At 71.8% G+C, this 26,621-nt stretch carries 25 protein-coding genes and 1 pseudogene; 14 read left to right on the forward strand and 12 right to left on the reverse strand.

The genetic code is table 11. From position 1 onward, the window contains the following. Positions 1–63: 63 nt before the first annotated feature. The 3 genes from KN815_RS17630 to KN815_RS17640 all read left to right on the forward strand — a co-directional run bounded on the left by KN815_RS17630 (position 64) and on the right by KN815_RS17640 (position 5,304). Entirely contained in the window at positions 64–870 is an 807-nt protein-coding gene (locus tag KN815_RS17630; RefSeq protein WP_216342887.1) for a methyltransferase domain-containing protein, read from the forward strand. Positions 871–1,001: 131 nt separating this feature from the next. Continuing rightward, positions 1,002–1,442 carry a PPOX class F420-dependent oxidoreductase gene (locus tag KN815_RS17635; RefSeq protein WP_216342888.1) on the forward strand — a complete coding sequence of 147 codons (441 nt, stop codon included), beginning with the start codon at positions 1,002–1,004 and terminating at the stop codon, positions 1,440–1,442. A 67-nt stretch (positions 1,443–1,509) separates the two neighbouring features. Further along, positions 1,510–5,304 carry a CHAT domain-containing protein gene (locus tag KN815_RS17640; RefSeq protein ID WP_216342889.1) on the forward strand — a complete coding sequence of 1,265 codons (3,795 nt, stop codon included), beginning with the start codon at positions 1,510–1,512 and terminating at the stop codon, positions 5,302–5,304. 36 nt (positions 5,305–5,340) lie between these two features. On the opposite strand, the gene KN815_RS17645 is transcribed toward KN815_RS17640, so the two are convergent. Beyond that, complete coding sequence (locus tag KN815_RS17645) at positions 5,341–6,006, reverse strand: maleylpyruvate isomerase N-terminal domain-containing protein (RefSeq protein ID WP_216342890.1); 666 nt, start codon at positions 6,004–6,006, stop codon at positions 5,341–5,343. 206 nt (positions 6,007–6,212) lie between these two features. On the opposite strand from KN815_RS17645, the gene KN815_RS17650 reads away from it, so the two are divergent. Together KN815_RS17650 and KN815_RS17655 are read left to right on the forward strand one after the other, a co-directional pair. Then, complete coding sequence (locus tag KN815_RS17650; RefSeq protein WP_216342891.1) at positions 6,213–6,392, forward strand: hypothetical protein; 180 nt, start codon at positions 6,213–6,215, stop codon at positions 6,390–6,392. Between the two features lie 59 nt (positions 6,393–6,451). Beyond that, entirely contained in the window at positions 6,452–6,637 is a 186-nt protein-coding gene (locus tag KN815_RS17655) for a hypothetical protein (protein WP_216342908.1), read from the forward strand. On the opposite strand, the gene KN815_RS17660 is transcribed toward KN815_RS17655, so the two are convergent. Then, complete coding sequence (locus KN815_RS17660) at positions 6,625–7,089, reverse strand: RrF2 family transcriptional regulator (protein WP_216342892.1); 465 nt, start codon at positions 7,087–7,089, stop codon at positions 6,625–6,627. The two genes, KN815_RS17655 and KN815_RS17660, sit on opposite strands and share 13 nt — an antisense overlap. Before the next feature lie 198 nt (positions 7,090–7,287). Between KN815_RS17660 and KN815_RS17665 the strand changes: the two genes are divergently transcribed. Further along, positions 7,288–10,083 (forward strand): FAD/NAD(P)-binding protein, encoded by a 2,796-nt coding sequence (locus KN815_RS17665; RefSeq protein ID WP_253209053.1) that lies wholly within the window; start codon positions 7,288–7,290, stop codon positions 10,081–10,083. A 226-nt stretch (positions 10,084–10,309) separates the two neighbouring features. Beyond that, on the forward strand, positions 10,310–10,828 hold the full coding sequence (locus tag KN815_RS17670) for a lytic polysaccharide monooxygenase auxiliary activity family 9 protein (RefSeq protein WP_161562291.1): 519 nt from the start codon (positions 10,310–10,312) through the stop codon (positions 10,826–10,828). An 84-nt stretch (positions 10,829–10,912) separates the two neighbouring features. On the opposite strand, the gene KN815_RS17675 is transcribed toward KN815_RS17670, so the two are convergent. After that, entirely contained in the window at positions 10,913–11,722 is an 810-nt protein-coding gene (locus KN815_RS17675; RefSeq protein WP_216342893.1) for an alpha/beta fold hydrolase, read from the reverse strand. A gap of 123 nt (positions 11,723–11,845) precedes the next feature. On the opposite strand from KN815_RS17675, the gene KN815_RS17680 reads away from it, so the two are divergent. After that, entirely contained in the window at positions 11,846–12,349 is a 504-nt protein-coding gene (locus tag KN815_RS17680) for a TetR/AcrR family transcriptional regulator (RefSeq protein WP_253209054.1), read from the forward strand. A 23-nt stretch (positions 12,350–12,372) separates the two neighbouring features. Here the strand turns inward: KN815_RS17680 and KN815_RS17685 are convergent, their stop codons facing one another. Next, positions 12,373–13,596, reverse strand: coding sequence for a DUF418 domain-containing protein (locus KN815_RS17685; RefSeq protein WP_216342894.1), 1,224 nt, complete (start codon positions 13,594–13,596; stop codon positions 12,373–12,375). Positions 13,597–13,759: 163 nt separating this feature from the next. Between KN815_RS17685 and KN815_RS17690 the strand changes: the two genes are divergently transcribed. Then, positions 13,760–14,572, forward strand: coding sequence for a TetR/AcrR family transcriptional regulator (locus KN815_RS17690; protein WP_216342895.1), 813 nt, complete (start codon positions 13,760–13,762; stop codon positions 14,570–14,572). Between the two features lie 76 nt (positions 14,573–14,648). Here KN815_RS17690 and KN815_RS17695 read toward each other — a convergent pair whose 3' ends face one another. The 5 genes from KN815_RS17695 to KN815_RS52180 form a co-directional block, all read right to left on the reverse strand. After that, the gene (locus KN815_RS17695; RefSeq protein WP_216342896.1) at positions 14,649–15,110 is read right to left on the reverse strand and encodes an ATP-binding protein; all 462 of its coding nucleotides are present in this window, start codon (positions 15,108–15,110) and stop codon (positions 14,649–14,651) included. An 88-nt stretch (positions 15,111–15,198) separates the two neighbouring features. Beyond that, positions 15,199–16,233 carry an ABC transporter substrate-binding protein gene (locus KN815_RS17700; RefSeq protein WP_216342897.1) on the reverse strand — a complete coding sequence of 345 codons (1,035 nt, stop codon included), beginning with the start codon at positions 16,231–16,233 and terminating at the stop codon, positions 15,199–15,201. Positions 16,234–16,317: 84 nt separating this feature from the next. After that, entirely contained in the window at positions 16,318–17,115 is a 798-nt protein-coding gene (locus KN815_RS17705) for an ABC transporter ATP-binding protein (protein WP_216342898.1), read from the reverse strand. Then, positions 17,088–17,897, reverse strand: a complete 810-nt coding sequence (locus KN815_RS17710) for an ABC transporter permease (RefSeq protein WP_216342899.1) — start codon at positions 17,895–17,897, stop codon at positions 17,088–17,090. Before KN815_RS17710 ends, KN815_RS17705 begins: the two co-directional genes overlap by 28 nt. Before the next feature lie 110 nt (positions 17,898–18,007). Continuing rightward, positions 18,008–18,091 carry a putative leader peptide gene (locus tag KN815_RS52180; protein ID WP_350203233.1) on the reverse strand — a complete coding sequence of 28 codons (84 nt, stop codon included), beginning with the start codon at positions 18,089–18,091 and terminating at the stop codon, positions 18,008–18,010. Between the two features lie 101 nt (positions 18,092–18,192). Between KN815_RS52180 and KN815_RS17715 the strand changes: the two genes are divergently transcribed. Together KN815_RS17715 and KN815_RS17720 are read left to right on the forward strand one after the other, a co-directional pair. Next, positions 18,193–18,612 carry a YjbQ family protein gene (locus tag KN815_RS17715; protein ID WP_216342900.1) on the forward strand — a complete coding sequence of 140 codons (420 nt, stop codon included), beginning with the start codon at positions 18,193–18,195 and terminating at the stop codon, positions 18,610–18,612. A 118-nt stretch (positions 18,613–18,730) separates the two neighbouring features. Continuing rightward, a complete protein-coding gene (locus KN815_RS17720) occupies positions 18,731–18,949 on the forward strand; it encodes an EF-hand domain-containing protein (protein WP_216342901.1) in 219 nt (72 codons plus the stop codon). A gap of 97 nt (positions 18,950–19,046) precedes the next feature. On the opposite strand, the gene KN815_RS17725 is transcribed toward KN815_RS17720, so the two are convergent. Beyond that, positions 19,047–21,506 carry an ABC transporter permease gene (locus KN815_RS17725; protein WP_216342902.1) on the reverse strand — a complete coding sequence of 820 codons (2,460 nt, stop codon included), beginning with the start codon at positions 21,504–21,506 and terminating at the stop codon, positions 19,047–19,049. Next, entirely contained in the window at positions 21,500–22,237 is a 738-nt protein-coding gene (locus KN815_RS17730; RefSeq protein ID WP_216342903.1) for an ABC transporter ATP-binding protein, read from the reverse strand. Before KN815_RS17730 ends, KN815_RS17725 begins: the two co-directional genes overlap by 7 nt. Positions 22,238–22,394: 157 nt before the next feature. Between KN815_RS17730 and KN815_RS17735 the strand changes: the two genes are divergently transcribed. Continuing rightward, complete coding sequence (locus KN815_RS17735; RefSeq protein WP_372458387.1) at positions 22,395–23,690, forward strand: sensor histidine kinase; 1,296 nt, start codon at positions 22,395–22,397, stop codon at positions 23,688–23,690. Next, positions 23,657–24,322, forward strand: coding sequence for a response regulator (locus KN815_RS17740; protein ID WP_216342904.1), 666 nt, complete (start codon positions 23,657–23,659; stop codon positions 24,320–24,322). Before KN815_RS17735 ends, KN815_RS17740 begins: the two co-directional genes overlap by 34 nt. A gap of 119 nt (positions 24,323–24,441) precedes the next feature. Here the strand turns inward: KN815_RS17740 and dacB are convergent, their stop codons facing one another. Continuing rightward, positions 24,442–25,791, reverse strand: coding sequence for a D-alanyl-D-alanine carboxypeptidase/D-alanyl-D-alanine endopeptidase (gene dacB, locus KN815_RS17745; protein WP_216342905.1), 1,350 nt, complete (start codon positions 25,789–25,791; stop codon positions 24,442–24,444). 329 nt (positions 25,792–26,120) lie between these two features. Between dacB and KN815_RS17750 the strand changes: the two are divergent. After that, positions 26,121–26,621, forward strand: a pseudogene (locus tag KN815_RS17750) (DUF1996 domain-containing protein); the annotation flags it as partial.

Below are 26,621 nucleotides of genomic sequence, written 5' to 3' on the forward strand. Positions count from 1 at the left end.
ACACGCGCGTCCGAGCCGCGGGTGGACCAGACAGCGGATCCATCGATCAGGAAGGCAGTGCCCATGCCCGAGCCCACCCTGCCCGTGCCGGTACCGGAAGCCGTCGGCAAGCTCTACGACGAGATCCTCCACGAAGAGCTGAGCTACGGCTTCGTCAACCGCCAGCTCCACATCGGCTTCTGGGACGACCCGGAGTCCGAGACCCCGTACGAGGAAGCGGCCGTACGGTTCACCGACGTCGTCATCGAGCGCCTCGAGGTGGACGCCACCGCCCATGTCCTCGACCTCGGCTGCGGGGTGGGCGGGCCGGGCCTTCAGATCGTGGAGCGCACCGGCGCCAGGGTCACCGGCATCAGCATCAGCGAGGAGCAGATCAAGGCCGCGAACAAGAACGCCGCCGACGCGGGCTTCGCCGACCGGGCCGTCTTCCGCCACGCCAACGCGATGCAACTCCCCTTCGAGGACGAGAGCTTCGACGCGGTGATGGCGCTGGAGTCGATGGTCCATATGCCCGACCGTGACCAGGTGTTCGGCGAGATCCACCGGGTGCTGCGCCCCGGCGGCCGGCTCGTCCTCACCGAGTTCTTCGAGCGCGGCCCGCGCAAGGCCGAACGGAACCCGGCCATCGACGGCTTCTGCAAGGTCTCCATGGTGACCCTGCCCGACGTCGACGACTATGTGCCGATGATGCACCGCAGCGGACTGCGGCTGCGAGAGCTGCTGGACATCACCGAGAACACCATGCAGCGCACCTTCCGGGAAATGTCCAACGCCCTTACCGAGATCGACCGCCCCGTCCGCTTCCAGTTGTCCGACCTGCTCGGGGTGGACGAGTTCGGCTGCCTCCTGGCCGTGGCCGGGCGTCCCTGATCAGCCTTCCCGGCACGACTGATCCTCACCGACACGAGTGAACCCCACCGGCCGGGGAGGCACGGCAGTTCGGAACCCTGGTGGCCGGGTAGCGTTGGACCGCTTGAACGATGAGTGAGGAGCGGAACCGCATGGCTGCCACCCTGGACGAGATCACACGCGCTTGGCTTCGGGAACCCAGGTTCTGGCAAGTGGCCACCCTGAACCCGGACGGGTCGCCGCAGTTGACCCCGATGTGGGCCGACCTGGAGGACGGCCTGGTGGTGATCAACACCTCGGCGGGCCGCATCAAGGAGGAGAACCTTCGGCGCGATCCCCGGGTGTCACTGTGCTGTATGGACACCGAGGATCCATATCACCGGGTGGAGATCCGGGGCCGTGCCGTCCGCTTCGTCGCGGGGGAGCCGGGCGTACACGTCATGGACCGTCTCGCACAGAAATACCTGGGCACGGAGACGTTCCCCTGGCTGGCCCCCGGCGAGGTGCGGGTGGCGGTGTACATCGAGCCGCACCATGTCCACCGCGTCGTAGGCGTCGAGAAGTTCCGGCCCGGAGTGCTGCCGGACGCCTGAGAACACCCCCGCGCGTGGGAGGCTGGTCGTCAGCGGGTACATGTCCGGGCACCGGGGGGAGTGCGGCATGGAGGACGAGCGAGGGCGCCACGACGACGGCGAGGACGGTGCGCGGGCGCTGCTGAGAGCGTGGGCCGCCATCGCCGCCCGCCAGGCCCGCGACGTGGTGCGCGGAGCGGGGGACGATCCGGGGCGGACCGTCGCGCTGGCCCACGCGATCGAGCATGTTGCCGCCGTCGAGCGGATGTTGCCCGCGGACGATCCGCTCCGGAATGGTTTCGTCCCCTTACTGGGTGTGCTGATGGGCTTCCGGATCGTCAGCCGTGAAGCGGGCGACCAGTCCGACACCGCCCGTCGGACACGCGAATACGCGCTGCGCCATCTGCGCTGGGCCGACCACACCAGACCGCTGACCGATCCGCTCGCGGCGAACGCCCGGAGAGTGCTGCTCCAACTGCTCGTCCCCGCGCACTACGCGCGGGCCGTGCGGGCGGAGCGGCAAGGCCCCGGCCAGGAGCAGCGGCTTCGAGGTCCGCAGCCGTTGACCGCGTCCCTGCGGAACGCCCTGGCGGAGGCCAGGGAGGTCATCGAGCGCCTCGCCGGTGGCCCGGACGATCCGGAGCTGCGTCGGGTCCTCGGATTTCTCACGTCGGAGATCGAGCTGACGCTGTCGTCCGCCTCCCGCTTCTCGGCCCTGTCCGGGAAGAGTTTCCCAGCCGCCGCCGAGCAGCCGGAGCCGACGGGCACAGCCCCTCCGGCAAAAATCGGGGAAGCCGGGGAAGCCGGGGAAGCCGGGGAACACCCCGGCGACCCGCTGACCGACGCCGTCCAGACCGTGCTGCGCTGGGCCTCCGACGACCTGGCGCGGTTCACGGAGCTCCTGGTGTGGCTGTACAGGACCGCGGACCGCGCCACGGCCTCCCCCGAGGAGGCCGACGGGGAAGTGGCGGCCCTCGGCCTGGACCGACCGGCCTTCGCACCGCTGCGCGAGCTGCTGACCGCGCTCAGATCGGGCGAGGGCGACCCCCGGGCGCTGGCCCCGCGGGTCCGTCACGGCGCGGACGTCGCCCGGCGGGCCCTGGGGGAGCAGCCGGCGCACACACCCGAACGGGCCCGTATCGCCAAGCTGCACGCCCTCCTGCTGGTGCACGCCAACCTCCTGGTGCCCGGCACGATGGACTTCGACGAGGTGGACGAGGCCATGTCGGAGCCGGGACCGCACCCCGACGACCGTCCCGGCGGCCCGGGGTACGTCGGCCTGGGGCCGCGGCTGGGCGCACTGGTCGATGCCGTACGGGTGTCCCAGACCGGGGATCTGGCACACCTGGAGACCAGCGCCGCCCGGCTTCGGGAGATGATGGACACATTGCCCGGGGACGACGAGAAGGCCACGGCCAACCGTCGTGCCCTGGCCATCGGCCTGGCCGGGCGCCTCCATGAGGCGGCGACACTCGGGGGCAGCCTTCGGGCCGCCGACGCCGCCCGGACGATGGCCAGGGAATTGCGCGCCGCTCACGAGCGCGAAGGCTCGCCGCCGTCCACGGACACGCTCACCTTGATGGTAGTCACCGCCCAGCACGAGCTGGCTCTCGCTCGCCGCAGCGGGGATCCCACCGTGCTGCCGCGCCTGGTCGAGGAGCTGACCGGCCTGTACGTCACCCTGCCGCCCGACCAGGAGAACCGCTTCGCGCTCGCCGCCACCCTGGCCGAGGTGCATCAGGAACAGGCCGCCCGCAACCAGGATCCGGCGGAACTCCGCGCCGCGGCCTGGTATATGAGGGAGGTCGTGGGGACCGACTCCCGGCGGATCGCCCCCATGCTCAGACCGTACTTCCCAGCCCTGCGCACCTTCGCGCTGATCCAGTTGATCAGGGTCGAGCCCAGCCGGGACGCCGCCGACGCGGCCATCGCGGAGGTCCACCGGATCCTCGACGAACCGCAGCCCACCCCTCACGAGGAACTCCGGCTGCGGTATCAGCTCGGCCGGGCCCTGCTGCACGCGGCCCGCCACCTCGATGACCCGGACCTGCTCGACGTGTGCATCACCGAGCTGTCCCAGGTCCGCGAGATGTTCGCCCGGGGACACGGCCTGCCGCACTCCGCCGACACCCTGACGCAGTTGTCCGAAGCCCACTGGCTGCGCCGTCAGCGTGGCGGTCCGCGCGCCGAGGAGGACCGGGAGGCCGCCCTGGCCACCAGAAGCGAGGCGCTGGTCAGGCTGTCCGCCGACGTTCTCCTCCAACTCGGCTCCGAGCACGGCCTGTCCGTGGCCCGCTTCGGGTCGGCACAGGCGCTGTGGCTGGCCTACTGGACCACCGTGTGCGGCCGCCCGGCCGACGCGGTGCACGCGCTGGAACTGGGCCGGGCCCTGGTGCTGCGGGCCGCGGCCGCGTCCCGTGGCATTCCCGAACTCCTCGAAGCCCGAGGACACCCGGAGCTGGCCCGGCAGTGGCGCGCCGAACTCGTCGCGGACCCGCTCCGGCCCGACACCGCGGCCACGCCGAGCGATCAGTCCACCGGACCCCGGATCCCCGGCACCCTGCGGCGCAGGGCACTGGAAGCGCTGGGCGCGGGCAGCGGCGCGGACGCCTGGAAACTGCTCGGCCCCCCGGACCTGCCGTCACTGACGGCCGGTCTCACCGCTGTTGGTGCCGACGCACTCGTCTACCTCGTCCCCGGTGAGCGCCCCGGCTTGCCCGGCCTCGCCCTGATCCTCCGCCCCGGCCCCGGCGACGCGCGGCCCACCGTCCTGAAACTGCCGCTGCTGACCCCCGGCAGCCCGCCACTGGAGCGCTACCTCGACGCCACCGCCCGGCGCTCCCGGGCAGCCGCCGACGCCCCGGCCGAGGCGGGCCCGCGGATGGAGCGGGACGAGCGGTGGGAAGCGGCGTTGCGCGAGCTGTGCGACTGGGCCTGGCCCGCCGCCATGGGCCCAGTCCTGGCAGCCGTGGGCCCGCTCCACCAGCCGCCGCGGATCGTGCTGGTGCCGTGCGGGCCACTCGGCGCGGTCGCCTGGCACGCGGCCCGCACTCCGTACGGGACCGACGGGCGCGAGCACCGGTACGCCTGCGAGGAAGCCGTGCTCAGCTACGCGCCCTCCGGCGGCGAGTTCCTGCGGGCCGCGACCCGGGACCGGCTGCCCACCACCGCCGGGCAGGTGCTGGTCGCCGACCCCGAACTCAGCCTCGTATGGGCCGAGATCGAGGCGGAGGCGCTGCGTGCCGCCTGCTACCCCGACGGCCTCCGCTACGGCGAGTTCCCCACGGCCACCGCCATCGACGCGCCGGGCACCCCCGAGGACATTCTCGCCGTCCTGCCCGGCGGCGGCTCCCCGGTCGCCGTCCTGCACATCTCCTGCCACGCCCTGGCCGGCCCGGATCCCACGCGTTCGGCACTGTGGCTGGCCGCCCCACCGGCCGGTCCCGAGGACGCCGGACGTCTGACCGTGGCCCGCATCCTGGACGGCGCCGCCACCGGGCAGCCGGACACCGCGGGCCCGTTGGTGGTGCTCAGCGCCTGCGAGACGGACCTGAGCACCCGCGACCACGACGAGGCCCTGACCCTGTCCACCGCCCTGATCGCCCGCGGCGCGGCCGATGTCATCGGCTCGCGCTGGGCCGTCCACGACGCCACGACGGCCCTGATGATGGCCGTCTTCCACGACTTCGTCAGCAGAGGGGGCCTCGCCCCGGTGGACGCCCTGCGCGCGGCCCAGCTCTGGATGCTCGATCCACGGCGCGAGCCACCGCCCACCCTCCAGGGCGAGCTGTGCGACGAAGCCGTCCGCACCGACCTCGACCGCATCCACCTCTGGGCCGCCTTCACCCACCAGGGCAACCCTGCGGCCCGGCGCGCGGGATGACGCGCATGGCAGGGGGCCACGACGGAGGCCGGCGGCCTATCCGAGGAAGACCGGGAATTTCGCGGCCAGTTCGCCCAGCTTGTCGAGTTCGGCCCGTTCCGCATCGGTTGCGGCTCGCCGTCCGGTGCCGACCAGCAGCGCGTCCGTGTCGGACCAGGACGCGGGGAACGCGGCCCCGGCGATCCGCTCCAGCAGCTCGCGTGCCCCGGCGAGGCTCTCGGTGGGCGGTTCCGCCGCGCCCGGCAGGTGTGCGATCAGGTCGAGGTGGTGCAGGGTCCACTCCAGTACGTACACGGAGAGGTAGTCGCCCACGGTGAACACCTCGTCGCGGGTGCTGACCCACAGGCCCGGGTCGGCGAGTTCGGCCGCGCGCCCGGCGGCGGAGCCGACGTCGTCGAGGTGGAACTTCAGCAGCCACGGCTCCTCGTACGCGGCGGCCAACCGGACGGTCAGCGCGTCGAGCGGGTCATCGCCGGTCGGCGGCGCCTCCGCGACCTCCCAGTAGGTCACCGCGTCGCGCGTCGGTTCCGTCTCGGCGGGCGTCACAAGGGTGATCAGGACGTCCTGGGCGTCGATGATCAGATGGCACACCAGGTCCCGTACGAGCCAGCCGGCACAGCCGGACGGCCGGGCGAAGCCCTCGTCCGGCAGCTCGGCGACCGCCGTGCGCAACGCCGTCCACGAGCGTGAGAAGAGATCCACGGCCGCAAGCTAGCAGCGCGCGCCCCGCCCGGCGAGCGATTTCTCCCGTCACCGGCTCCGGTGGTCCGCCACCAGATGGTCCGCGGGCGGAGTCGCCGCAGGCGGACAGCATCAGCGGGGCCACGGAAGCCACGAATTCCTGCCCCCAGTCGATCACCGAGCCCTCGCTGAGCATCGAGGCCAGGAGCACCACATCGAACCCCACCATGAGCAGCAGAACGACGCTCTTGCGCGAGTCCCCGCCTCCGGCGGCCGAGGCGGCCGGTGCGCTCGGCTCGGTGGAGAGCAACTCGTCCTGCCGCAGCAGCCAGGGGCGGCACAGCACACCGAACCCGCACATGAGCAGCCCCATACCGGTGAAGGCCACCGCGGGGCTGTGGGTGTAGTGGCGGGCCAGAGCGCTGCCGATGAGACCGGCGATGAACCCTCCGGCGGGAAAGGCCGCGTGGAACGCGGACATGATGGGACGCCCGGATCCCTCGTCTACGCGGGCTTCGCCGCCGCCATGACCGTCGGTCGCTTCGGGGGCGGTTTCTTTCTGGAGCGGTTCGGCAAGGCCGCCGTCGTGCGCGCGGGTGCCATCTCGGCGACCCGGCGAGGCTGGTCGGCCCCGCGCGGTCAGGTGTCGTAGTGGCGCACGTCGTCGAGGTATTCGCGTGCCCGCGCCTGGACCAGCGGGGGCAGTTCGCCGGCGGCCAGATCCGCGAAAGTGGTCTTCTCCAGCACCTGCCGCAGACTCGCCCGCACCGCGCGCCACACATCCGGGAGCACCGCCGCCGCTCCGGGGTACTCCAGACCGCTGAGGCCCACGTCCCGCACGTTGGCCAGCGGGCCGTCCATGGCGCGGATCGCGTCGGCGAGGGTGATCTCCTTCGCCGGGCGCGCCAGCATATATCCCCCTTCAGGGCCCCGGACACTGCGCACCAGATGGGCCAGGCGCAGCTCCCGCAGGATGCCGAAGAGGAAACGCAGTGGAATGTCCTGCCGGGTCGCCACCTGCTCGGCGGTCAGGGGGGAGCCCTCCGCGGCCGCCAGTTCGGCCATCGCCCGGACGGCATAGTCCGACTTGGCTGTGATCCGCACCTGGGCAAGTTATCACGCACGTCCGTTTCATCGGCCGAGGCACCAAACCACCGGCTTCCGGCCAAGGACTCATCGCCGTTCCGCCATCAGTTCACCAAGTTCATTGAATTGGTGCACTTAGCTGGCTACGGTACCGGTTGCGTGAGCGGGGCACCGGTTCTGCTCGGCCGCCGGTTCCCGGGAAGCAGGAGGTATCACATGGCATCGCCAGAGCCGTGTACGACGTCAGAGCCGTGTACGACGTCAGAGCCGTGTACGACGCCAGAGCCGTGTACGAGGACCGTCGCCATCGTGGGGGCGGGCGCCGCCGGTGCGCTGGTGGCGATCCAGCTCTGCGAGACCGCGGCACGCCGCCGTATCCCGTTCGAACTCCTGCTGATCGACCCGGCCCCGGAGGCCGGGCGCGGCATCGCCTATTCCACCCTTGACTCGCGCCACCGCCTCAATGTGCCCGCGGGCAAGATGAGCTGTTACCCCGACGACCCGGGACACTTCGTGCGGTGGCTGTGCCACCACGGTGAACCGGGCGTGCGCGGCGGCGACTTCGCGGAGCGCTACCGCTACGGCGCCTACCTCGCCGACACCCTCGGGCGAGCGATCATGGCGGCGCAGGGTGTCGTCACCGTCCGCCGGCTGCGCACCCGCGCCACCGGCTGCCGCTGGACCACCCTCCCCGGCGGGGAGCCGACGGCCCGGCTGGAGCTGGCCGACGGACGCACCGTCGAGGCGCACCGTGTGGTGCTGGCGACCGGGCCGTCGCGCGCGAACTCTGAGTGGGCGCCGGAGGCCCTGCGCGGCAACGAGCGCTTCATCGCCGACCCCTGGGCGCCGGGCGCCCTGGACGCCGCCCTCGGCCAGGGCGACAAGGAGGATGTCCTCCTCGTCGGCACCGGGCTGACCTCGGTGGACATCGCCATGACGCTCGACCGCCCCGGCCGCACGGTGCACACCGTCTCCCGTGGCGGAAGGCTGCCGCAGGCGCATGCGGTGGACCCGCTGCCCGCCGCCGCGTGTACGACCCCCCTGCACGGCCTGCCCCTGCCCGCGCTGCGCGCCGCGGTACGTCAGCACATCGGCCGCGTGATGCGAACGCACGGCGACTGGCGGCCCGCGGTGGACGGGCTGCGCCCGGTCACGGCCGAGATCTGGGCATCGATGTCCACCGAGGAGCGAGCCGAGTTCGTGGCCCAGTACGGCTCGCTGTGGAACACCCACCGCCACCGTATGCCCCCGGTCACCGCGGAGGCGGTGGGGCGGATGCGCCGCTCCCGGCGGATGCGGACGTACCAGGGGCGGCTCGCTTCCACTTCGGCGCGGCCCGACGGCTCCCTGGCGGTCTCCCTCGCCACCGGCGACGGCCCGCGAACACTGCCCGTGGGCTGGGTGGTGGACTGTACGGGGCCGGGCCTGCGGCTGTCGGACACGGCCGACCCGCTGTGGCGGAGCCTGCTCGACCAGGGCGCCGCGATGCCCGGCCCGCTGAGCATGGGCGTGGCCACCGACGACGGACGGTTGCACGGCGCCGACGGCAGCACCACCCGCCCGCTGTGGACCCTCGGCGCTCCCCGCCGTGGCGAGTTGTGGGAGACGACCGCCATCCCGGAGATCCGCGCCCAGGCCGCCACCATCGCCGAGGCCGTCCTCGACCCGTGGACGGCCCCCGCCCTCCCCGCCGGTGGCGGCCCCGCCCGGCGCCGCACACGTCGGCCCACGGACGCCTCCGGTTTCTCCCTCAGTACCCACGCGGCCGCCGCCACCGCCTACCGCCTCGGGGTGGACCGGTTGCTGAAGGTACGGGCCGGGGCCCCGCAGGCGCTCCGCCGTGCCGTGGCGCTCGACCCCGGATTCGCACTCGGCCATGCCGCGCTCGCGCTCATCGGCCATGAGTGCGGGGCCGACGTGGACGTGTCCCGGGCCCTGGCCGATGCCCGGCGCGCGGTGCGCGAGCGGGCCGACGACTATGAGCGCTCCTTCGTGGACGTCGTCGCCCGCCGAGTCCTGCACACGCCCGCGGATGGCGACACGGCCCTCCTGCGCCATCTGGAGGAGTACCCGGGCGATGCGCTGGCGCTCGCCGTCGCGGTGCCCACCATCGCCTTCTCCGGTCTGCGCGACCTCGACGGCAGCACCGCGCTGGGGGTGGTCGAGCGGACCGCCCCGGCGCACGAGGGAAGCTGGTTCCACACGTCCCTGCTCGCCTTCATGCGCCAGGAGCAGGGGCGTTACGACGAGGCCGGAGCCCTGGCCGAGCAGGCGCTGGCCGCCGAACCCGCCTCCGGACACGCGATGCACGCCCTGGCCCATGTGCACTATGAGCGTGGCGACCACGAGGCGGGCCGTGAGCGACTCGGACGATGGCTGGCCCACCAGGGCCGGGGCGGTACCCACCGCGCCCACTTCTCCTGGCACGCCGCCCTGCATGAACTCGCCCTCGAGGACACGGCGGCGGTCCGCCGCCGGTGGGCGGAGCAACTGTCCCCCGGGAAGGTGGACGGGTTCCGCGCGCTGGTGGACTCCGGTTCGCTGCTGTGGCGGGCCCAGTTGGCGGGCGCGTGGCAGGGGCCGTTCCCGATCGGCGACGTTCTGGACATGGCTCCCGTGGACGTCCTGGAGCGTCCGGCCACCGCGTTCGTCGCCCTGCACGCCGCCATCGCCCTCACCGCCGCGGGCGACCTGCCGGGGCTGCGGCGGCTGCGGGTCCACGCCCTGCGCGCGGATGAGGTGCAGCGGAGTGTCATCGCCCCGCTGTGTACGGCGTTCGAGGACATCCTCGAGGAGCGCTGGACCGAGGCTGCACGCGGTTTGGAGCGGTTGCTGCCACGTCTGCCCGGTGTCGGCGGCAGTGCGGCGCAGCGCGAGATCGTCGAGGAGACGCTGCTGTTCGCGCTGGTGTCCGCGGGGCGTTGCGACGCGGCGCGAGGTCGTCTGGAAGAGCGGCTGGACCGCCGTTCGTCCCCGCACGACCGGCGACGGCTGACCGCCCTCTCGTCCTGAGGGCGGTGACGCCGGCGGGGATGACAGTGGACCAGACCACATCTGTCCGATGTCTTGACCGTGAACGGACAGACGGTATGGTCTAGACCTAGTGCGGAGCGGTCTCGTGGCCGCCTTGGCGACCCGTGAAGCGCTCCGTCGCAGCCACCCCCCACATCCCCCCACATCCTGACCTTCGGCAAGGGCTTCCCGTCCGGCGTGGCGCCCTCGCCGCTAAGGAGTTGGCATGAACATGAAACGCAGGGTGTCCGTCTTCGTCGGCGCGGGCATCGCGCCCCTGATCGCACTGAGCCTCCCGGCGGGCGAGGCAAGCGCGCACGGCTACATCTCGAACCCGCCGAGCCGTCAGGCGCAGTGTGCCGCCGGGACCGTGGCCTGCGGTGACATCAAGTACGAGCCGCAGAGCGTCGAAGGTCCCAAGGGCCTGACGAGTTGCAGCGGCGGCAATTCGCGGTTCGCCGAACTCGACGACGACAGCAAGGGCTGGGCCGTCACGCCGGTCCCGTCCAAGGCGAGCTTCACCTGGAAACTGAGCGCGCGTCACGCGACCAACACCTGGCAGTACTTCGTCGGCGGCCAGAAGATCGCGGAGGTCGACGACGGCGGGGCGCAGCCGGGCGAGACCGTCACCCACCAGGTCGACTTCGGCGGTCTGAAGGGCAAGCAGAAGGTTCTCGCGGTCTGGAACATCGCGGACACCTCCAACGCCTTCTACGCCTGCATCGATGTGAACGTCGGCGGCTGAACGTGCGCCGTTGAACACCGGGCCGGTCGTCACCAAGGCGGCCGGCCTTCGCCGTACACGCGGCGTATGCGCGAGGGCGGGGGCTCAGGGGCGCGGCCGGCTGGTGGCGTGGGCGTCGGCGAAGTCCCATACCACCGGCAGCAGTTGCCCGGGCGTCTCGGCCTGGGGCATATGGCCGGTGCCGGACAGCAGCCGGAACTCCGCGCCCGGGACGGCCTGGGCGTACGCGCGTCCGTACTCGGCGTCCACGACCTGGTCGCTCGCACCCCATGCCACCAGGGTCGGGTGGGCGACCTTGGCCAGGCGCTCGGCCAGGGTGGGATCGGCCATGGCGTGCGGGCCCGAATACACCTGGAGCGTGGCGCGATTGGTGGCCATGACCGCGCGCTGCGCCTCGGAGAGCGCGCTGGGGTCGAAGCGGAACTTCGAGGGGTCGTGGAAGGAGAGGCGGGACAGCTCGACGGGCGTCAGGCCGAAGGTGTCGGCGATCGGGTGGCCGGGGACATGGATCCCGACCGCGTTGACGAGGGTGACACTGCTGATCCGGTCGCTGCCCAGGGCCGCCAGTTCGGCGGCGATCCAGCCGCCGATGGAGTTGCCGACGACCGCCACGTCCCGCAGATCGAATGCGTCGAGCAGTTGCGCGTAGACCTGCGCCAGGGTGGTGACATCGGTCAGCCAGTCGGGCCGGGCGGTGCCGTCGAAGCCGGGGTGGACGGGGGAGAACACCCTGGCCTGCCGCTGCTCGGCGAGGAGACCGGCGAACGGGGCGGCGGTCTGCGGACCGCCGCCTCCGTGCAGGAACAGGAAGGGCTGCCCCTGCCGGCCGTGGAGGTCGACCGTGACATCGAGGGGGCCCTGGTCGAGTATCAGGGTGTGGGTGCTGCGGGTCATCTGGGTGCTCCTCAAGTGGACTGCGTACTGGGGGAGTTGGCCGGGTCCGGCCGTCAGGCGAAGTCGGTCGCGGGGACCGTGGCGTAGTGGCTCATGGCCCCTGTTCATCGCCGCCTCCTCTTCGTGAGAGCCGACTCTCATGAGAATAGAGAGAGCGACCTCGCCACCGCGTACCGGTACTTCCCCGACCTCCACTCGCTGATCAGCGAGGCGTTGTCCGGTGTCTGGCCGCCTCCCGCCGAGGCGCTCGCGCCGGTCGCGGACTCCGCCGACCCCGTCGAGCGCACCGCCTTCGCCTGCGAATTCCTGCTCCGCGGGGTGCTCGCCCGCGAGGGGGCGGTACGGGCGATGATCGCGGCCACCATCACCAGGCCCGCCACCGCGACCGCGCGGCCGGGAATCCGTTTCGGGCTGATCGACCATGCGCTCCGGCCGCTCGACGGCACCCTCGGGGTGACGGATCCGGAAGCGTTCGCCCAGCTCAAACGGGATCTGGCGGTGGTCGTGAGCGCGGAGGCGCTCTTCACCCTCATGGATCTGTGCGGGCTCGATCCGCAGGCCGCCGTGGCCAGCGCGGTGCGCACCGCGACCAGCTTGACGCAGGCCGCGGTGCGCACGATCGAGTAGCGGATCCCGGCGCCACCAAGTGGCTACCGGGGTCCGTACGTAAGCCTCCGCAACACCTTCTCGGCGGGCCCCGGAAGCGAGCGGTGCTGGAGCAGATAGGCCCCGGCCACCGTGGCGAGCCAGACCAGGACGGCACTCAGGCATGCGGTGAGCGTCGGGCTGCCGGTGCGCTCGCCGAGTGCGAGGGCGAAGGGGGAGAGCAGCAGCACCCATGCGAGCGACTGGAACAGATAGCCGCTCAGCGACCGCTGGCCCAGGGCCGCGAGCGCCGCCACGGGGAGCTTCGGCCGCGCATCGGGGCGGGCCTTCGACAGCCGCAGGGCGAGAAGCCCGAAGAGCGCCACATAGCCGGGGCCGCCGAACTGGCCGCTCACTTCGTACAGCAGCAGGAACGCGTCCGCGGTGGCGCCGTCGACATGCACGAATCCCGCGCTGACGAGGCCGATCGGCGCCCCGCCCGCGAAGGCGATGCCGAGCGCGATCACGGCGGTGCGGATCAGCAGCCGCCGGTGCCGCGCCGGGTCCTCCAGTACGCCCCGGCGCGCGGCCCATGCGCCCAGCCAGACGATCACGATGAACGGCACGACGGACAGCGTGTGGATCGGCCACTCGCCGAGCCGGTCGGCCACGGACGTGGCGTAGTCGGGGGCCGAGAGCGAATCGACACCGTCCGTCGGCACGGCGGCGGACCCTGATGTGCTGTTCGTGGCGTGGTACACGGCGATGGCCGCCACCACGGCGACGTAGACCACCGTCCAGCCCCACAGCCACAGCACGACGCGCTGCACCCGCTCGCCGCGGCGCAGCAGCAACAGGGTGAAGAGGATGCCGACGATGCCGTAGGCCCCGAGGAAGTCACCGAAGTTGAGCAGCGCGGCGTGCACGAGGCCGAAGGCGATGAGCCACGCGTTGCGCCTCAGCAGCACCGAGCGCGCCGCGCCGGGCCCGGCGCCCTGGGCGTCCTGCCTGCGGGTGAGCTGCACCAGCCCGTAGCCGAACATCACGGCGAACATCGGATAGGCGCGGGCGTGCACGAAGACGAACATGGTGAGGTTGAACCCCCGCTCCCAGCCGTGGGGGGACGCCTCGGCGCCCGGCTGGTTGCCGAAGGTGAACACCGCGGCGTTCGCGAGCGCGATGAACAACAGCATGGTGCCCCGGGCCAGGTCGGGCGCCAGGGCCCGTTCGGTCCGGCGCACCGGGCCCCGGGCGGGGCCCGGTGCATGGGACTGCGTTATGGCTGTCACCTGGAACTCTCTCCGTCCTGACATGAGGGCCCATGGGGCAACGGGACATGAGCGAGCCCTCGGCGCTCGCTTAGTATAAGCAATAATCTATATGGAGAAAACTAAGTAGCCGTGCGCCATGATGTACCTGGTGAGCAACCGAGGTACGAGAAGGAGAAGCGCCATGTCGGCCGACCAGGAGGAGGCGCCCGCCGAGCTGGCCCGCCTGTGGAGGCTCCCGGTATCGGCCTCGGGCCTCGGCCGGCCCGCCGCGCTCGACACCGAGCGCGTGGTGCGTACGGGGGTGGAACTGGCGGACCGCGACGGGCTGGCGGGCGCGACGCTGCCGAAGATCGCGAAGGAGCTGGGCGTCTCCCCGATGTCCCTCTACCGCCATGTCGGATCCAAGGACGAGCTGCTCGTCCTCATGCGGGACCTGGCGCTCGGCGTTCCGCCCGAGGTCGAGACCGCTCCCGGCCGATGGCGTGCGGGGCTACGGCAGTGGACCGTCGCCCAGCGGCTGGTCAACCACGACCGCCCCTGGCTTCCGCGGCTCCCCATCGCGGGGCCGCCGATGGGACCTCATGAGATCGCGTGGATGGAAGCGGGCCTGGGCGCGCTGAGCGGCACGGAACTCGACTGGGCCGCGAAGGTCGGCAGTCTGACCCTGCTCAGCGGCTATGTGCGCCACGCCTCCCTGCTCGCCCAGGAACACGCGCAGGGCAGGAGCGAGACGGGGCTGAGTCAGGAAGAGGCCGAACGGGCCTACGGCAGGACCCTGGCGCGGCTCATCACCCCGGACCGCTTTCCGCAGGTGGCGCTGCTTTTCTCAGCGGGCCTGTTCGAGGCGGCGCCCGATGGCGCGTACGACGACCCGGCGACCGACCATGACTTCGTCTTCGGCCTCGAACGCGTCCTCGACGGGATCGCCGTGGCCGTCGACCGTGCGCGGACGGGGACGGGGGAGGGGGCGGCGACGGAGGGGGCGACGCCGTAACGCGGGGGCCTGTGCGGCTTCCCGGCTCGGGCCCGGCGGCCCGGGCGGGGCGTCGTCAGACGGCTGGCGGAGCAGGTCAACTCGGTGTCGGGGCAGCGGCATGCCCCCTCGCCCGCCCCCGCCGGGCGACGATCGCGTTCACGGTCTTGCCGTCCGGCTCCTCGGTGACGGCCGTGGCCGTGGCCATATCGCAGATCATCGCCCAGCCGAATCCGCCGCCCTCGCCGCGGACATCCGGAGTCCGCCGTTGGGGCGGTACGCGGCTGGCATCACCCACGGCGATGGCGATGGCATCAGGGTGCGCCGACAGACGCAGCGAGCAGAACCGGCCGCCCGAGTGCCGTACGGCATTGGTGACAAGCTCCGAGACGACCAGCACCACCGCCTCGGCGGCGCCCTGATCGGGCGCCGGATGCAGGCTTTCCAGGAAGGTGCCGGTGAGTTGCCGTGCGTGCGAGGCCGCTTCGGGACGGCATTCCAGGGTTGCCCGCAGCGCGGACGGCGGGGTAGCCGTCCGCTGGGCCGTGGCGGTGTGCATGACGCTCACCTCGTTTCATCGGGTGCGTTTCGCGCGTTTGACGATGCAGACGCGCTTACCCGATGGAACGCATCCGAAAAGGGCGTCCTCAGGATCCCTTTCCATAGGTGCGCGGTGCGGAGGTGGACGGCGGCAGATCGCCGTTGAAGCGGGTGTCCACGTAATCGGCGAACTGGAAGCGGCGCGGGGTGAGCTTCAGCTTCGCGAAGGCGTCCGCGATCTCCTGCTCCGAGGCGACGGCGGGCTTGTCGACCGCGACGTACACCCGGGTGCCGTTGGTCCGCTTCACGGAGTCCAGCGCCACCTGGTACGGCAGCCCGGTCTCCTTGCCCCACACCTTGGCCCACGCCTCGGGGTGCTTGTAGACCCAGTCCTGGGCCCGGCGCAGCCGCCCGAGATAGTCCTTGATGACCTTCGCCTTCTTCGCGTCCTTCAGGGAGGAGGGGTTGGCGACCTGGAAGTTGAGGCCGTTGACCACGCCCTTGCCCGTGGTGAGGACCCGGCCGTCGGACTGGCGCAGCGCCTGGGAGGTGTACGGGTCCCAGACGGCCCAGGCGTCCACCTTGCCGCGGGTGAACGCGGCCAGGGCGTCGGCGGGCTGAAGAAACTTGACCTGTACGTCCTTGATCGAGAGCCCGGCCTTGGCGAGCGAGGCGACCAGTTGGTAGTGGGCCGAGCTGCCCTGCGCGACCGCCACCGACTTGCCCTTGAGGTCGGTGGTCCTCTTCAGCGGTGACCCCTTCTTGACCAGGATCGCCTCGCCGTCGGCCGTGCCGTGCTTGGCGGCCACGACCTTGATGTCCGACTTGGCGGCCGCGGCGAAGACGGGCGGGGTGTTGCCCACCCCGCCGATGTCCACGGCCTTGGCGCTCACGGCCTCCAGGATCGGCGGGCCGGAGGTGAACGTGGACCACTTGATCTTGTAGGGGAGGTTGTCGAGCTCCCCGGCGGCGCGCAGCACCGCCTCGTCGTTGCCCTTCTGGTCCCCGACGTCGAGGGTCACATCGCCCTTGCCATCGGTGTTGCCGGAGGAGCCGGAGCCGTTGTGCGGCGACGAGCTGACGCATGCGGACAGCAGCAGGGCGAGGGGGAGGGACAGGGCGGGGAGGATGCGCCGTCTCATGTCAGCGGGGTCCGTTCGGGTAGTACGTGTGAGGTTCGGGGAGATCGCGAGAGGGCGCGATCGAGGGGGAAAAGCCAGGCGCCGTCAGGCGACCTTGTGGACGGCCGGCTCGGGCGCCTTCACACCCAGCCGGTCCAGCAGCTCGGTGCGCAGCTCGGCGAGGAGCGGATCGGCGATATCGCGCGGCCGGTCCCGGTCCACCCGGACCTGATGCGCGATGACGCCCCCGTCCATCACCAGGACGCGGTCGGCGAGCAGCAGCGCCTCCTCCACGTCATGCGTGACCAGCAGCACCGCGCAGCCGCGCCGCTGCCACAACTCGCCGACCAACTGCTGGGCCGTGATCCGGGTGAGCGCGTCCAGTGCGCCGAACGGCTCGTCCAGCAGCAGCAGATCGGGCTCGCGCACCAGCGCGCGGGCGAGTGAGGCACGCTGGGCCTCACCGCCGGAGAGGGTCTTGGGCCAGGCGTCGACGCGGTGGCCGAGACCGACCTCCGTCAGCGCCCGCTCGGCCACGGCCCGCCCCGGGCGGCCGGGCAGCCCGAGCAGCACATTGCGCCAGACCCGCTTCCAGGGCATCAGCCGTGGCGCCTGGAAGGCGACGGCCTTGCGGCGTGGCACCAGCACCTCGCCCTCGATCTCCCGGTCGAGCCCGGCGAGCACGCGTAGCAGTGTGGACTTGCCGCAGCCGCTGCGGCCGAGCAGTGCCACGAACTCGCCTGTCCCGATGTCGAGTTGGAGGTCGTCGATGACCGCTCGGCCATCGAACGAACGGGTCAGCGAGCGAACCCGCACCGCCGCGTCGCCGCTCTCGCCCGCCACCTTCTCCTTCTCCAACTCCCCCTTCAGGTAGTTCACTTGCCGGTGAAGTTCGGTCGCCATCGCAGCAGCAGCCTCTCCAGAGTGCGGACGATGAAATCGGCGAGCAGGCCGAGGGCGGCGTAGACGATCAGGCAGACCACGATCACATCGGTCTGGAAGAACTCCCGCGCACGGTTGAGCAGAAAGCCGATCCCGTCATCGGCGTTGATGGTTTCGCCGAAGACCAGCGCCAGCCAGGCGGTGGCGAGCGAGTAGCGCAGCCCGGTCATCGCGCCGGGGAGCGCCCCGGGCAGCACCACATGGCGGATCAGCCCCCAGCGGCCGAGCCCCAGGGCCGTCCCGGCCTCGATGAGCTGGGCGTCCACGCCCCGGATGCCCGCGTAGACGTTGAGATAGAGATGGAAGGTGACGCCCAGTGCGATGAGCGCGATCTTCGGGGCCTCGCCGATGCCCATCCAGATGATGAACAGCGGGATCATGCCGACCCAGGGGATGCTGCGCAGCATCTGCACGCTCGCGTCGACGAGGTCCTCGCCGAGCCGGGAGAGCCCGGAGATCAGCGCGAGCGCGACGCCGATCACTCCGCCGATCACCAGTCCGATCAGCACCCGCTGCACCGACACCAGCATGGCGTGCGGGAGGGTGCCGTCCTCCAGCAGGTCGGAGGCGGTACCGGCGATGGTGCCGGGCGAGGCCAGGATGTCGGAGGGCAACACACCGGTGGCGCTGGACACTTGCCAGAGCACCAGCAGCAGAAGGGGTCCGGTCGTGCGGCGCAGCCAGCGCGGCACGGGGCGGCGGCGCGCGGAGAGCGGCACGACCGGTTCGAGAACCGGGGACATGGGGGCTCCACAAAAGGGGTACGCCTCAACGCCCGCACGCCACGACGGTCAGCGCGGTACGGCGGAACGAGACAGAGGCGAGCGGGAGGAGTGGGGAGGGAGAAGAAAGGTCAGCGGAGGCCGGGACACGCGGCGGACGCCACCCGCAGCAGGTCGATATGACCGCGCGTGGTGAGCAGGGCTGACGTAGACATGCCCTTGAAGTTAGCGACGGCGTCCGGAACCGGTCAACGGTGTCTTGCCCCTCGGACCTTTGTTGCGGGAGTTTTACGCGGTGGCGTACCAGGATGGCTCCATGAGCACATTCCGTACCCACACCATCAACGTCACCACCGGCTCCACCGAGACCGTCGCCGACCTCACCGCCGACTGCGAGGCGTATCTACGGGAGGTGGCGGGCGGCGGCGACGGCCTGCTCAATGTTTTCGTCCCGCATGCCACGGCCGGGATCGCGATCCTGGAGACCGGCGCCGGCAGTGACACCGATCTGCTCCTCGCACTGCGCGATCTGCTCCCCGCCGACGACCGCTGGCGCCACCGCCACGGCAGCCCCGGCCACGGCCGCGACCACGTCCTCCCCGCCCTCGTACCCCCACACGCCACCCTCCCGGTCATCGGCGGCAGGCTGGCCCTGGGCACCTGGCAGTCGGTGTGCCTGGTCGACACCAACGTCGACAACCCCGACCGCCAGGTCCGGCTGAGCTTCCTGGGCTAGGCGGCAGCTTCCTGGGCCAGGCGGCCGCGTCCGGATGCCGCCTCGGTGGGGTGAAGGGGCCCGCGGATGACCGGGATAGTGTGGGCCCGTCAGCGAAGATCGTACATAGGCGGAGCACATGACAGACATCATGGAGACAGCGGCGCGCACCGTGTTCGAGCGTTACGACCTCGACGGTGACGGTCTGGTCACCGCGGATGAATTCCGGCAGGTCGTCGCGGAGCTGGAGGGCCAGGAGATCAGCGCGGCGGCGGCCCAGGCGCTGATCGACTCGCTCGACACCGACGGCGACCGCCAGATGTCCTTCGAGGAGTTCTGGGCGGCCATGAACCGCTGACACCTGACACCTGACCTGACACCGCCGCCTCCGGCACGTATGAGCGTGCCGGAGGCAACGGGGGCCGGGCAGTGGCCCGAGCGGTACGCCCGCGTGGTCACTCCCGTAGGCCCGCCAGTTCCACCGCCCGGCGGCGCAGGGCGAACGCGGCGGGGACGACCGCCGAGACCGCGGCGAGTACCGCGCAGGCGCCGACGACCGCGCCGATGGTCGTCCAGGGGATGTCGATCGTGGCCCGTACCGACAGCAGGGCCAGCGCACTCCATATGCCCGCCAGGTTGAGCCCGGCGACCAGGAGGCCCAGGACCGCGCCGACCGTGACCACGGTCAGCGCCTCGGCTGCCACCAGCCGCAGCACCTGGAATGTGGTGGCTCCGGCCAGGCGCAGCACGGCCAGGTCGCGGATGCGGTCGGACGTCGCCATGACCATGGTGTTGGCCAGGGAGATGCCCGTGTAGAGGAGGGCGATGCCGAGGACCAGGAGCATGCCGAGCCGGGTCGTCCGGTTCGTGGTCTCGGGGTAACTCGCCTTCAGCCATTGGTCCTTGGTGAAGACGTGTCCGCCGGTGGTGTGCACCGCGGCGCGCAGCCCGGTGGCCGCGGCGCCCGCGTCCGCACCGCGGGTGAGGGCGACGTCGATCCGGTCGACGGTGGCGCCCGGGGCGTTGCGCGGGGTGACGTAGGCGCCGTTGTCACCGGTGCCGGTGGCCATCACCGCCGCGATCCGCAGCGACCGCTTCGTGCCGTCGCCGAGCCACACCCGCACCCGCTCGCCCACGGTGTGCCGCTGCCACTCCTCGTTGACGATGATCGAGTCGTCATCGAGATCGCCGGTCCTTCCGGAGCTGATGGGCAGCCGGGTCGTGGCGGCGAGCGGGCCGGGGTCCGCGGCCCGGGCCTCGGACTCGATGAGCGACGTACCGTCCTCCAGGGCGTAGACGGCGCTCGAAGAGGTCGCGGACACCTCGACGCCGGGGACCTCGCGCAGCCTTCGCAGCGTCGCCGTAGCGAAGCCCGACCCGTCGGCGGGGGTGATGACGAACGCGGCGGCCATCTGCTGACGGGCCTCGGTGGCCCTGGCCCGGTTCAGGGTCGCGGTGGCGCCCAGAAGCGAACCGGCGAGGGCGACCGTGACCAGTACGGGTGCCGCGACGGCGGCCGTGCGGCGTACCCCGGCGGCGGCGTTCTCCCGCACCAGCATGCCATCGGCACCGGGCAGCCGGGCCGGGAGCCAGGTGATCAGCCGGGTCAGCGGTCGCACCACCGCCGGCGCAAGCAGCGCGACCGCGGTGATCAGCAGCATCGGCCGGCTCACATAGGTCTTCCGATGCAGCAGCTCACCCGGGTCCGTGACCAGCGCCAGGCACAGGGTCACGGTGGCGGCCACCAGCAGGGCCAGACCGGACAGCCGGCGCCCCCGGGTCATCGTCCCGTTGTCCACCGACGCCTCGCGCAGTGCCTGTGCGGGGCCGGTGCGGCCCGCTCGCCAGGACGCGGCCGCCGCGCCGGACAACGCGATGAGCAGCCCCGCCCAGAAGGCCAGGTGGTACGGCCAGGTGTGGTCGCCGATGGTGAACCAGCTCGGCGCGAGAGCACCCTCGACCACCCAGTCGGCCAGCCGCGGCGCACCGAACGCGCCGATCAGACAGCCGGTGGCCGAGGCGAGCACACCGACCACGAGGGCCTCGGCGAAGACCATCCGGCGGAGCCGGCCCGGGGTCGCTCCCGCCGTGCGCAGCAGCCCGAACTCCCGGCGCCGCTGGGCGACCGCGAACGCGAAGGTGGAGGCCACCACGAACACCGACACAAAGGCGCTGACCCCGCCGGCCGTGCCGAACATGGCGTTCATCGCGGTGAGGGCCTCGCGGTCGCGGTCCCAGGCGGGGTCGGCGTAGCGGCGCCCCTCCCCGGTGAGGACCCGGACGCCGTCGCTGCCGCGCACGGCCCCGCGTACCGCCGCCGGATCGGCGTCCACGGCCAACTGGCTGGACACCGAGGACAGTTGGGCCGCTCGCGCGTCGGTGTAGAAGACGGCGTTCTCGAAGTCGCGCCGCTCGACGGTTCCGACGACATGCACGGTGCCGCGATCGGTCCGCACGCGTTCGCCCGGCTTCGCCCAGTCTCCGCTGACGACGACCTCGTCGGCCGCGCGGGGCGGCCGTCCCGCATCGATCCGGTACGGGGCGCAGGCGGCAGTCGACCAGGGATGCCCCACCAGGTCCTTCGGCCCGCCCCGCGCCCGTACGGTGAAGGACCGGTCCGCGACGACGGCGCCGAGCCTCCTCAGCTTCGCGACGGTCCCGGCGGGCACGGCGCGCGGGTGTGCCAGCTTCCGGACCCGGACACCGGCCGAGGTGGGAACCCGCAGCGTGTCGGCTCCCTTGACCACGACCGGTGCGGCGGCGAACCGCTCGGGCTCACGGTCGGGCGCGTCCAGCGACGAGGCGAGGGCCAGGCCCATCACCGCGATCAGCGCGACGCCGAGCGAGAGTGCGACGAAGCTGCCGGCACAGGTGACCCAGCGAGTGCGCAGGGTGCCCAGGGCGACGCTCAGCACGGCACGGCCTCCAATGTGGTCATGCGCGCGGCGATGGTGCCGGCGCCGGCCCCGGCCAACTCGCCGCTCACCCGCCCGTCGACGAGGAAGAGCACCCGGTCGGCGAAGGAGGCGGCCACCGGGTCATGCGTGACCATGACGATCGTCTGGCCCTCGCTGTCGACCATGCCGCGCAGCAGGGTCAGCACCTCACGGCCGGTCCGCGAGTCGAGGGCACCGGTCGGCTCGTCGCCGAAGAGCACGTCGGGCCGGGTGATCAGGGCGCGGGCCAGGGCGACGCGCTGCTGCTGGCCGCCGGACAGCTCCGTCGGCCGGTGCCGCGCCCGCTCGCCGAGCCCGACCCGCTGGAGCACCTCGTGTACCCGCGCCGTGGCGGGGCGGTGGCCCGCGAGGCGCAGCGGCAGGGTCACATTCTGCTCGGCGGTCAGCGACGGCAGCAGATTGAACGCCTGGAACACGAACCCGACGCGCCGGCGGCGCAGCAGGGTCAGCCTGGTCTCGCTCAGCGTCGTCAGCTCGGTCCCGCACAGGGTGACCGATCCCGACGTGGGGCGGTCCAGCCCCGCGGCGCACTGCATCAGGGTCGACTTGCCCGAGCCGGAGGGGCCCATGACGGCGGTGAACGTTCCCCGGGGGAACGAAAGCGAGACCTGGTCGAGCGCCGTCACCGCGCCGTCGCCGGTGCCGTAGCGCCTGCTGACGGAGCGCATCCGGATCGCCTCATGGTTCATGGCCCCTTCTCCTTCTGTTCGGTGACTCCACGAAACCGGGTGCGGGCACCACGGCGCACTACGGCAGAAGTGATTCCTGGGGTAGGGCCAGGCATACCCCCGATGGTCTGCCCGGCCCGATGGCGCCTGCGGAGCGGGGCCTTCTACGGTGACCTCCATGCACCCGCGGAATGTGTGGCAAGCCATGTCCGGGCCGGGCTTCCTGCTGTCCACGTGGCCGTGGCGCTCCGCCGGATACCTGCTCACCGGGGCGGTGACCGGTGCCGTCACCCTCGTGACGATCGCGGCCATGGCGGCGGCCGGAGCCGTACTCGCCATCGCGCTGGTGGGGCTACCGCTGCTCGTTCTCGCTGCCCTCTCCGGCATCCCGGTGGCCTGGGTGGAACGGCGCAGGATGCGCCTGATCGACCAGAGCCCGGCCGTCGACCAGCACCGTGCGCCCGCCGCCCATGGCCTGTGGGCCTGGCTGACCACGCGCATGAGGGAGCAGGCGACGTGGCGGGAGCTGGGCCATGCCCTGCTGTTCGCCGTACTGCTGTGGCCGGTCGACGCGCTCGTTGTCGCGGTTGCCCTGCTCGCCCCGCTGTCCATGGTGGCGACGCCGCTGCTGATGTGCACGGTCGGTGGCGGGCAGGAGGTGAAGGTGCTCAAGCTGTGGACCGTCACCACCTGGCCGGCGGCCTTCGCCATGGCCGTGCTCGGGGTGGTGCTCCTGGGGCTGTGCGGCTACGTCCTGGGGGTGGTGGCCGGTGCCCGGGCCGCACTGACGCGTGTGCTGATCGCCTCGCGCGAGGCCGACCTGGACACGCGGGTTGTCGAGCTGACCCGCTCCCGCCTCCGGCTGGTGGACGCCTTCGAGGCGGAACGGCGCCGCATCGAGCGCGATCTGCACGACGGGGCACAGCAACGGCTGGTGGTGCTGACGATGACGCTCGGCCTGGCCCGCCTGGACGTACCTCCCGGGCCGGTCGCCGATCAGCTCGCGAAGGCTCACGAGGAGGCCGACCAGGCCCTCGCGGAGCTGCGCGAACTCATCCACGGCATCCACCCCAAGGTGCTTTCGGACCACGGCCTCCCCGCGGCCGTCGCCGATGCCGCGGACCGCTCCGCGATTCCCGTGGACGTGAAGCTGGCCCTGCCCGGGCGGTTGCCCCAAGCGGTCGAGGCCGCCGCGTACTTCGTCGTGTGCGAGGCTCTCACCAACATCGCCAGGCACAGCGGGGCGAGCCGTGCGGAGGTGAGCGGAGGACACCGGGACGGACGGCTCCTCCTCCACATACGCGACGACGGCCGGGGTGGTGCGGACGCCGCCGCCGGAACCGGCCTGACCGGACTCGCCGACCGGGTCTCGGCGCTGAATGGCAGAATCTCCCTGTCCAGCCCGCCGGGCGGACCGACCCTGTTGCGTGTGGAGTTTCCTTGCGTACGGACCGACCCCGACCGCTCCGCGTAGTACTGGCCGAGGACAGCGTGCTGCTGCGAGAAGGGCTCATCGGCCTGCTCGGCCGCTGCGGACATGACGTCGTCGCGGCCGTCGGTGACGCTCCCGCACTGCTCGCCGCGGTCGAGGAGCACGCTCCCGACATCGTCCTGACGGATGTGCGCATGCCCCCGGGGTTCCAGGACGAGGGACTGCACGCGGCGGTGCGGCTGCGCGAGAAGCGGCCCACGCTGCCCGTCCTGGTCCTCAGTCAGTACGTCCAGCGGACGTACGCCTCGGAACTGCTGGACTCCGGTGACGGCTCGGGCGTCGGCTACTTGCTGAAGGACCGCATCGGGCAGGTGGAGGATTTCGTGGCCGCCCTGTGCGAGGTCGCGGCCGGTGGCACCGTCGTGGACCCCGAAGTGGTGCGCCAACTGCTGCGCCGGAACCGCGATCCGCTGGACCGGCTCACCGCGCGGGAGCGGGAGGTTCTGGGGCTGATCGCGGAGGGCAGGTCCAACGGTGCCATCGCCCGGGAACTGGTGGTGTCCGAGGCCGCCGTGGGCAAGCACATCAGCAGCATCCTGACCAAGCTGGACCTTCCGCCTGCGGACGAGACACACCGCAGGGTGCTGGCCGTGCTCGCGTACCTGCGCGCCTGACCCGGAGGGGCCGGCGGCCGTCCCCTTGCGGAACGCTCGACGGCCGCCGACTCCTGGCAGTGGAATCGGCGGCCGTCCGGTGAGACCAGTAGGGCCCGGGGCATAGCGCTCGGGGCTGCTTACGCCCAGCAGCCGTTGACCGTGGCGGCCAAGCCGTCCAGGGCGTCCTTGGTGGCGGCCGGGTCGGCGGAGGACTGGTTCTCGATGAAGGAGAAGACCTTCCACTGGCCGTCCGCCGCCTTCGTGAGGCCGCTCAGCGCGATGGCACCGGTCAGGGTGCCCGTCTTGGCCTTGACCTGGCCGACGGCGCACTTTGAGTCCGGGGTGTCGAAGCGGCCCCACTCGGGTCCCAGGGTGCTGCCCGCCTCGCCCGCCACCGGCAGGCCCTCGTCGATGGAGCGCAGCAGGCCGCTGTAGCGCGCGTCGGTGAGCAGATCGAGGATGTCCGCGACGGTCCGGGCCGGGATGCGGTCCGCGCGGGAGAGCCCGCTGCCGTCGTAGATCTCGAAGTTCTCCATCGAGACGCCGTAGTGGCGGCTGAGGACGTCCCGCACCACGGCCGTGCCGTCCTCGAAGGTGGCGGGCTTGCCGGCGGCGATCGCGGTCATGCGCAGCATCGTTTCGGCGATGTCGTTGTCGCTCTTCTTGAGCATCTTCTTGACCGTCTCGGCCAGCGTCGGGGACAGATGCTGGCCCACCGGCACATCCGTGGCCGACGCCGTGCCGCGGGTGACCTCACCGTCGACGGTGACACCCTGGTCGGCGAGCTGCTTGGCGAAGACCTTCCCCGCGTCGATGGAGGTGTCCGCGGACAGCTTGCCGTCCACCACCAGGGAGCGCACCGGCGAGACCTGGTCGTCGTAGTACGAGTCGTTCCAGCCGTTGGCCATGGACGGCTCGGCGAAGAGGCTGTCGTCGATGCGGACCTTCACCGAGCCCAGGCCCGCGCTCTTGACCCCGGCGGCGGCCGACTTGGCCAGCTCGGTGACGTCGGCGGTGGTCAGCAGCCGGTCGCCGCCGCCTATGAGGGTGAGCGTGCCATCGCCGTAGACCACCTTGGTGGTGAACCGGTGCTCGGGGCCGAGCACCGTCAGCGCGGCCGTGGCGGTGGCCAGCTTGGCGTTGGACGCGGGCATCAGCGCGGTGTCGGCGTCATGCCCCCAGATCACCTTGTCGGACGCGGAGTCCAGCACGATGCCGCTGAAGGTGTCGCCGAGGTTCGGGTTCTGGGCGCGGGTGTTGAGGTTGTCCGCGATCTTCTGCTCGGCGGGGTCGAGCCCGTCATCGGTCACGGACTGGGCGGCCGTCGTGGTGGTGGTCTTGGTGCTCTTGTCGGCGGCGAGCGCCGAGGGAGCGGACAGCAGCGCACCGGTGACCGGGACGGCGGCGATGATGAACGCGCGGCGGACCGCGAGGCTCATGGGCTTGGCTTTGCGATGACGCCCATTGGACGAGTTCGCGCTGGACATGTGGGGGGCTCCGCGGGCGCGTAGAAGGGATAAGGGGTAAGGAGTAACGGGGGTACAGCGAAGTAAACACTTTAACCGCAATTGATCAGCTTCCTGCCGCCGGGCGGTGGACATGTGGTGAAGCCACTAGGGAGATACCCCGTTGCACCGACTCCTCCGGTTGTTTACGAGATGTTGCGACCACCGTTGAGAACGATCGCCTCGCTGTCCGTATCCATCGGCGTCGCGCTGTGCCTTCCGCCCCGGGACGGGGGTGCTGGGGGCGCGGCCCGACGTGGCCGAGGGCAAGACGTCCCCGGCGTATGAGGACTGCCGATGAGGGGCGAAGGATGAGGAACAAGAAGAGACACAAGCGATCCAGGGTCATCGGGCTGACCGTGGTCGGAGTGACCGCACTGGCCGTGGGCGGCGGGGCGCTCCTGATGACCGACAACGATGCCTCCGCCGCCCGCCGATCGGCCGGGCAGCAGGCGCCGGCGCGGGCGGCGCTGACCGTCAAGTGTCCTGATGCCGCGACCCGGCTGTCGAGTGTGCCGCAGCAGGCGCGGCCCACCGTGGACAAGGAACTGGCGACGATGGACAGCCAGGTGGCCGACGCCTACCAGCAACTGGCCACCCGTGGCGCGAGCGCCGACCAGGACTGGGTGCGCACCCGGGTGCTGGAGCCGCTGAGCGCCAAGCGGCGTGGCGCGCTGAACCGCATCGGGAACGAGATCGGCCGGATGGCGAGCCGCCCGTCCGGCCTGGACACGCTGGCGTCCTGCACCGTGCAGCAGGCGGCCCCGGCCGCCGCCCCGGCGGGCGCCACTTCCGCCCCGGCGGGCGCCACC

This window comes from Streptomyces niphimycinicus, assembly GCF_018883605.1.
Lineage (GTDB): Bacteria > Actinomycetota > Actinomycetes > Streptomycetales > Streptomycetaceae > Streptomyces > Streptomyces niphimycinicus.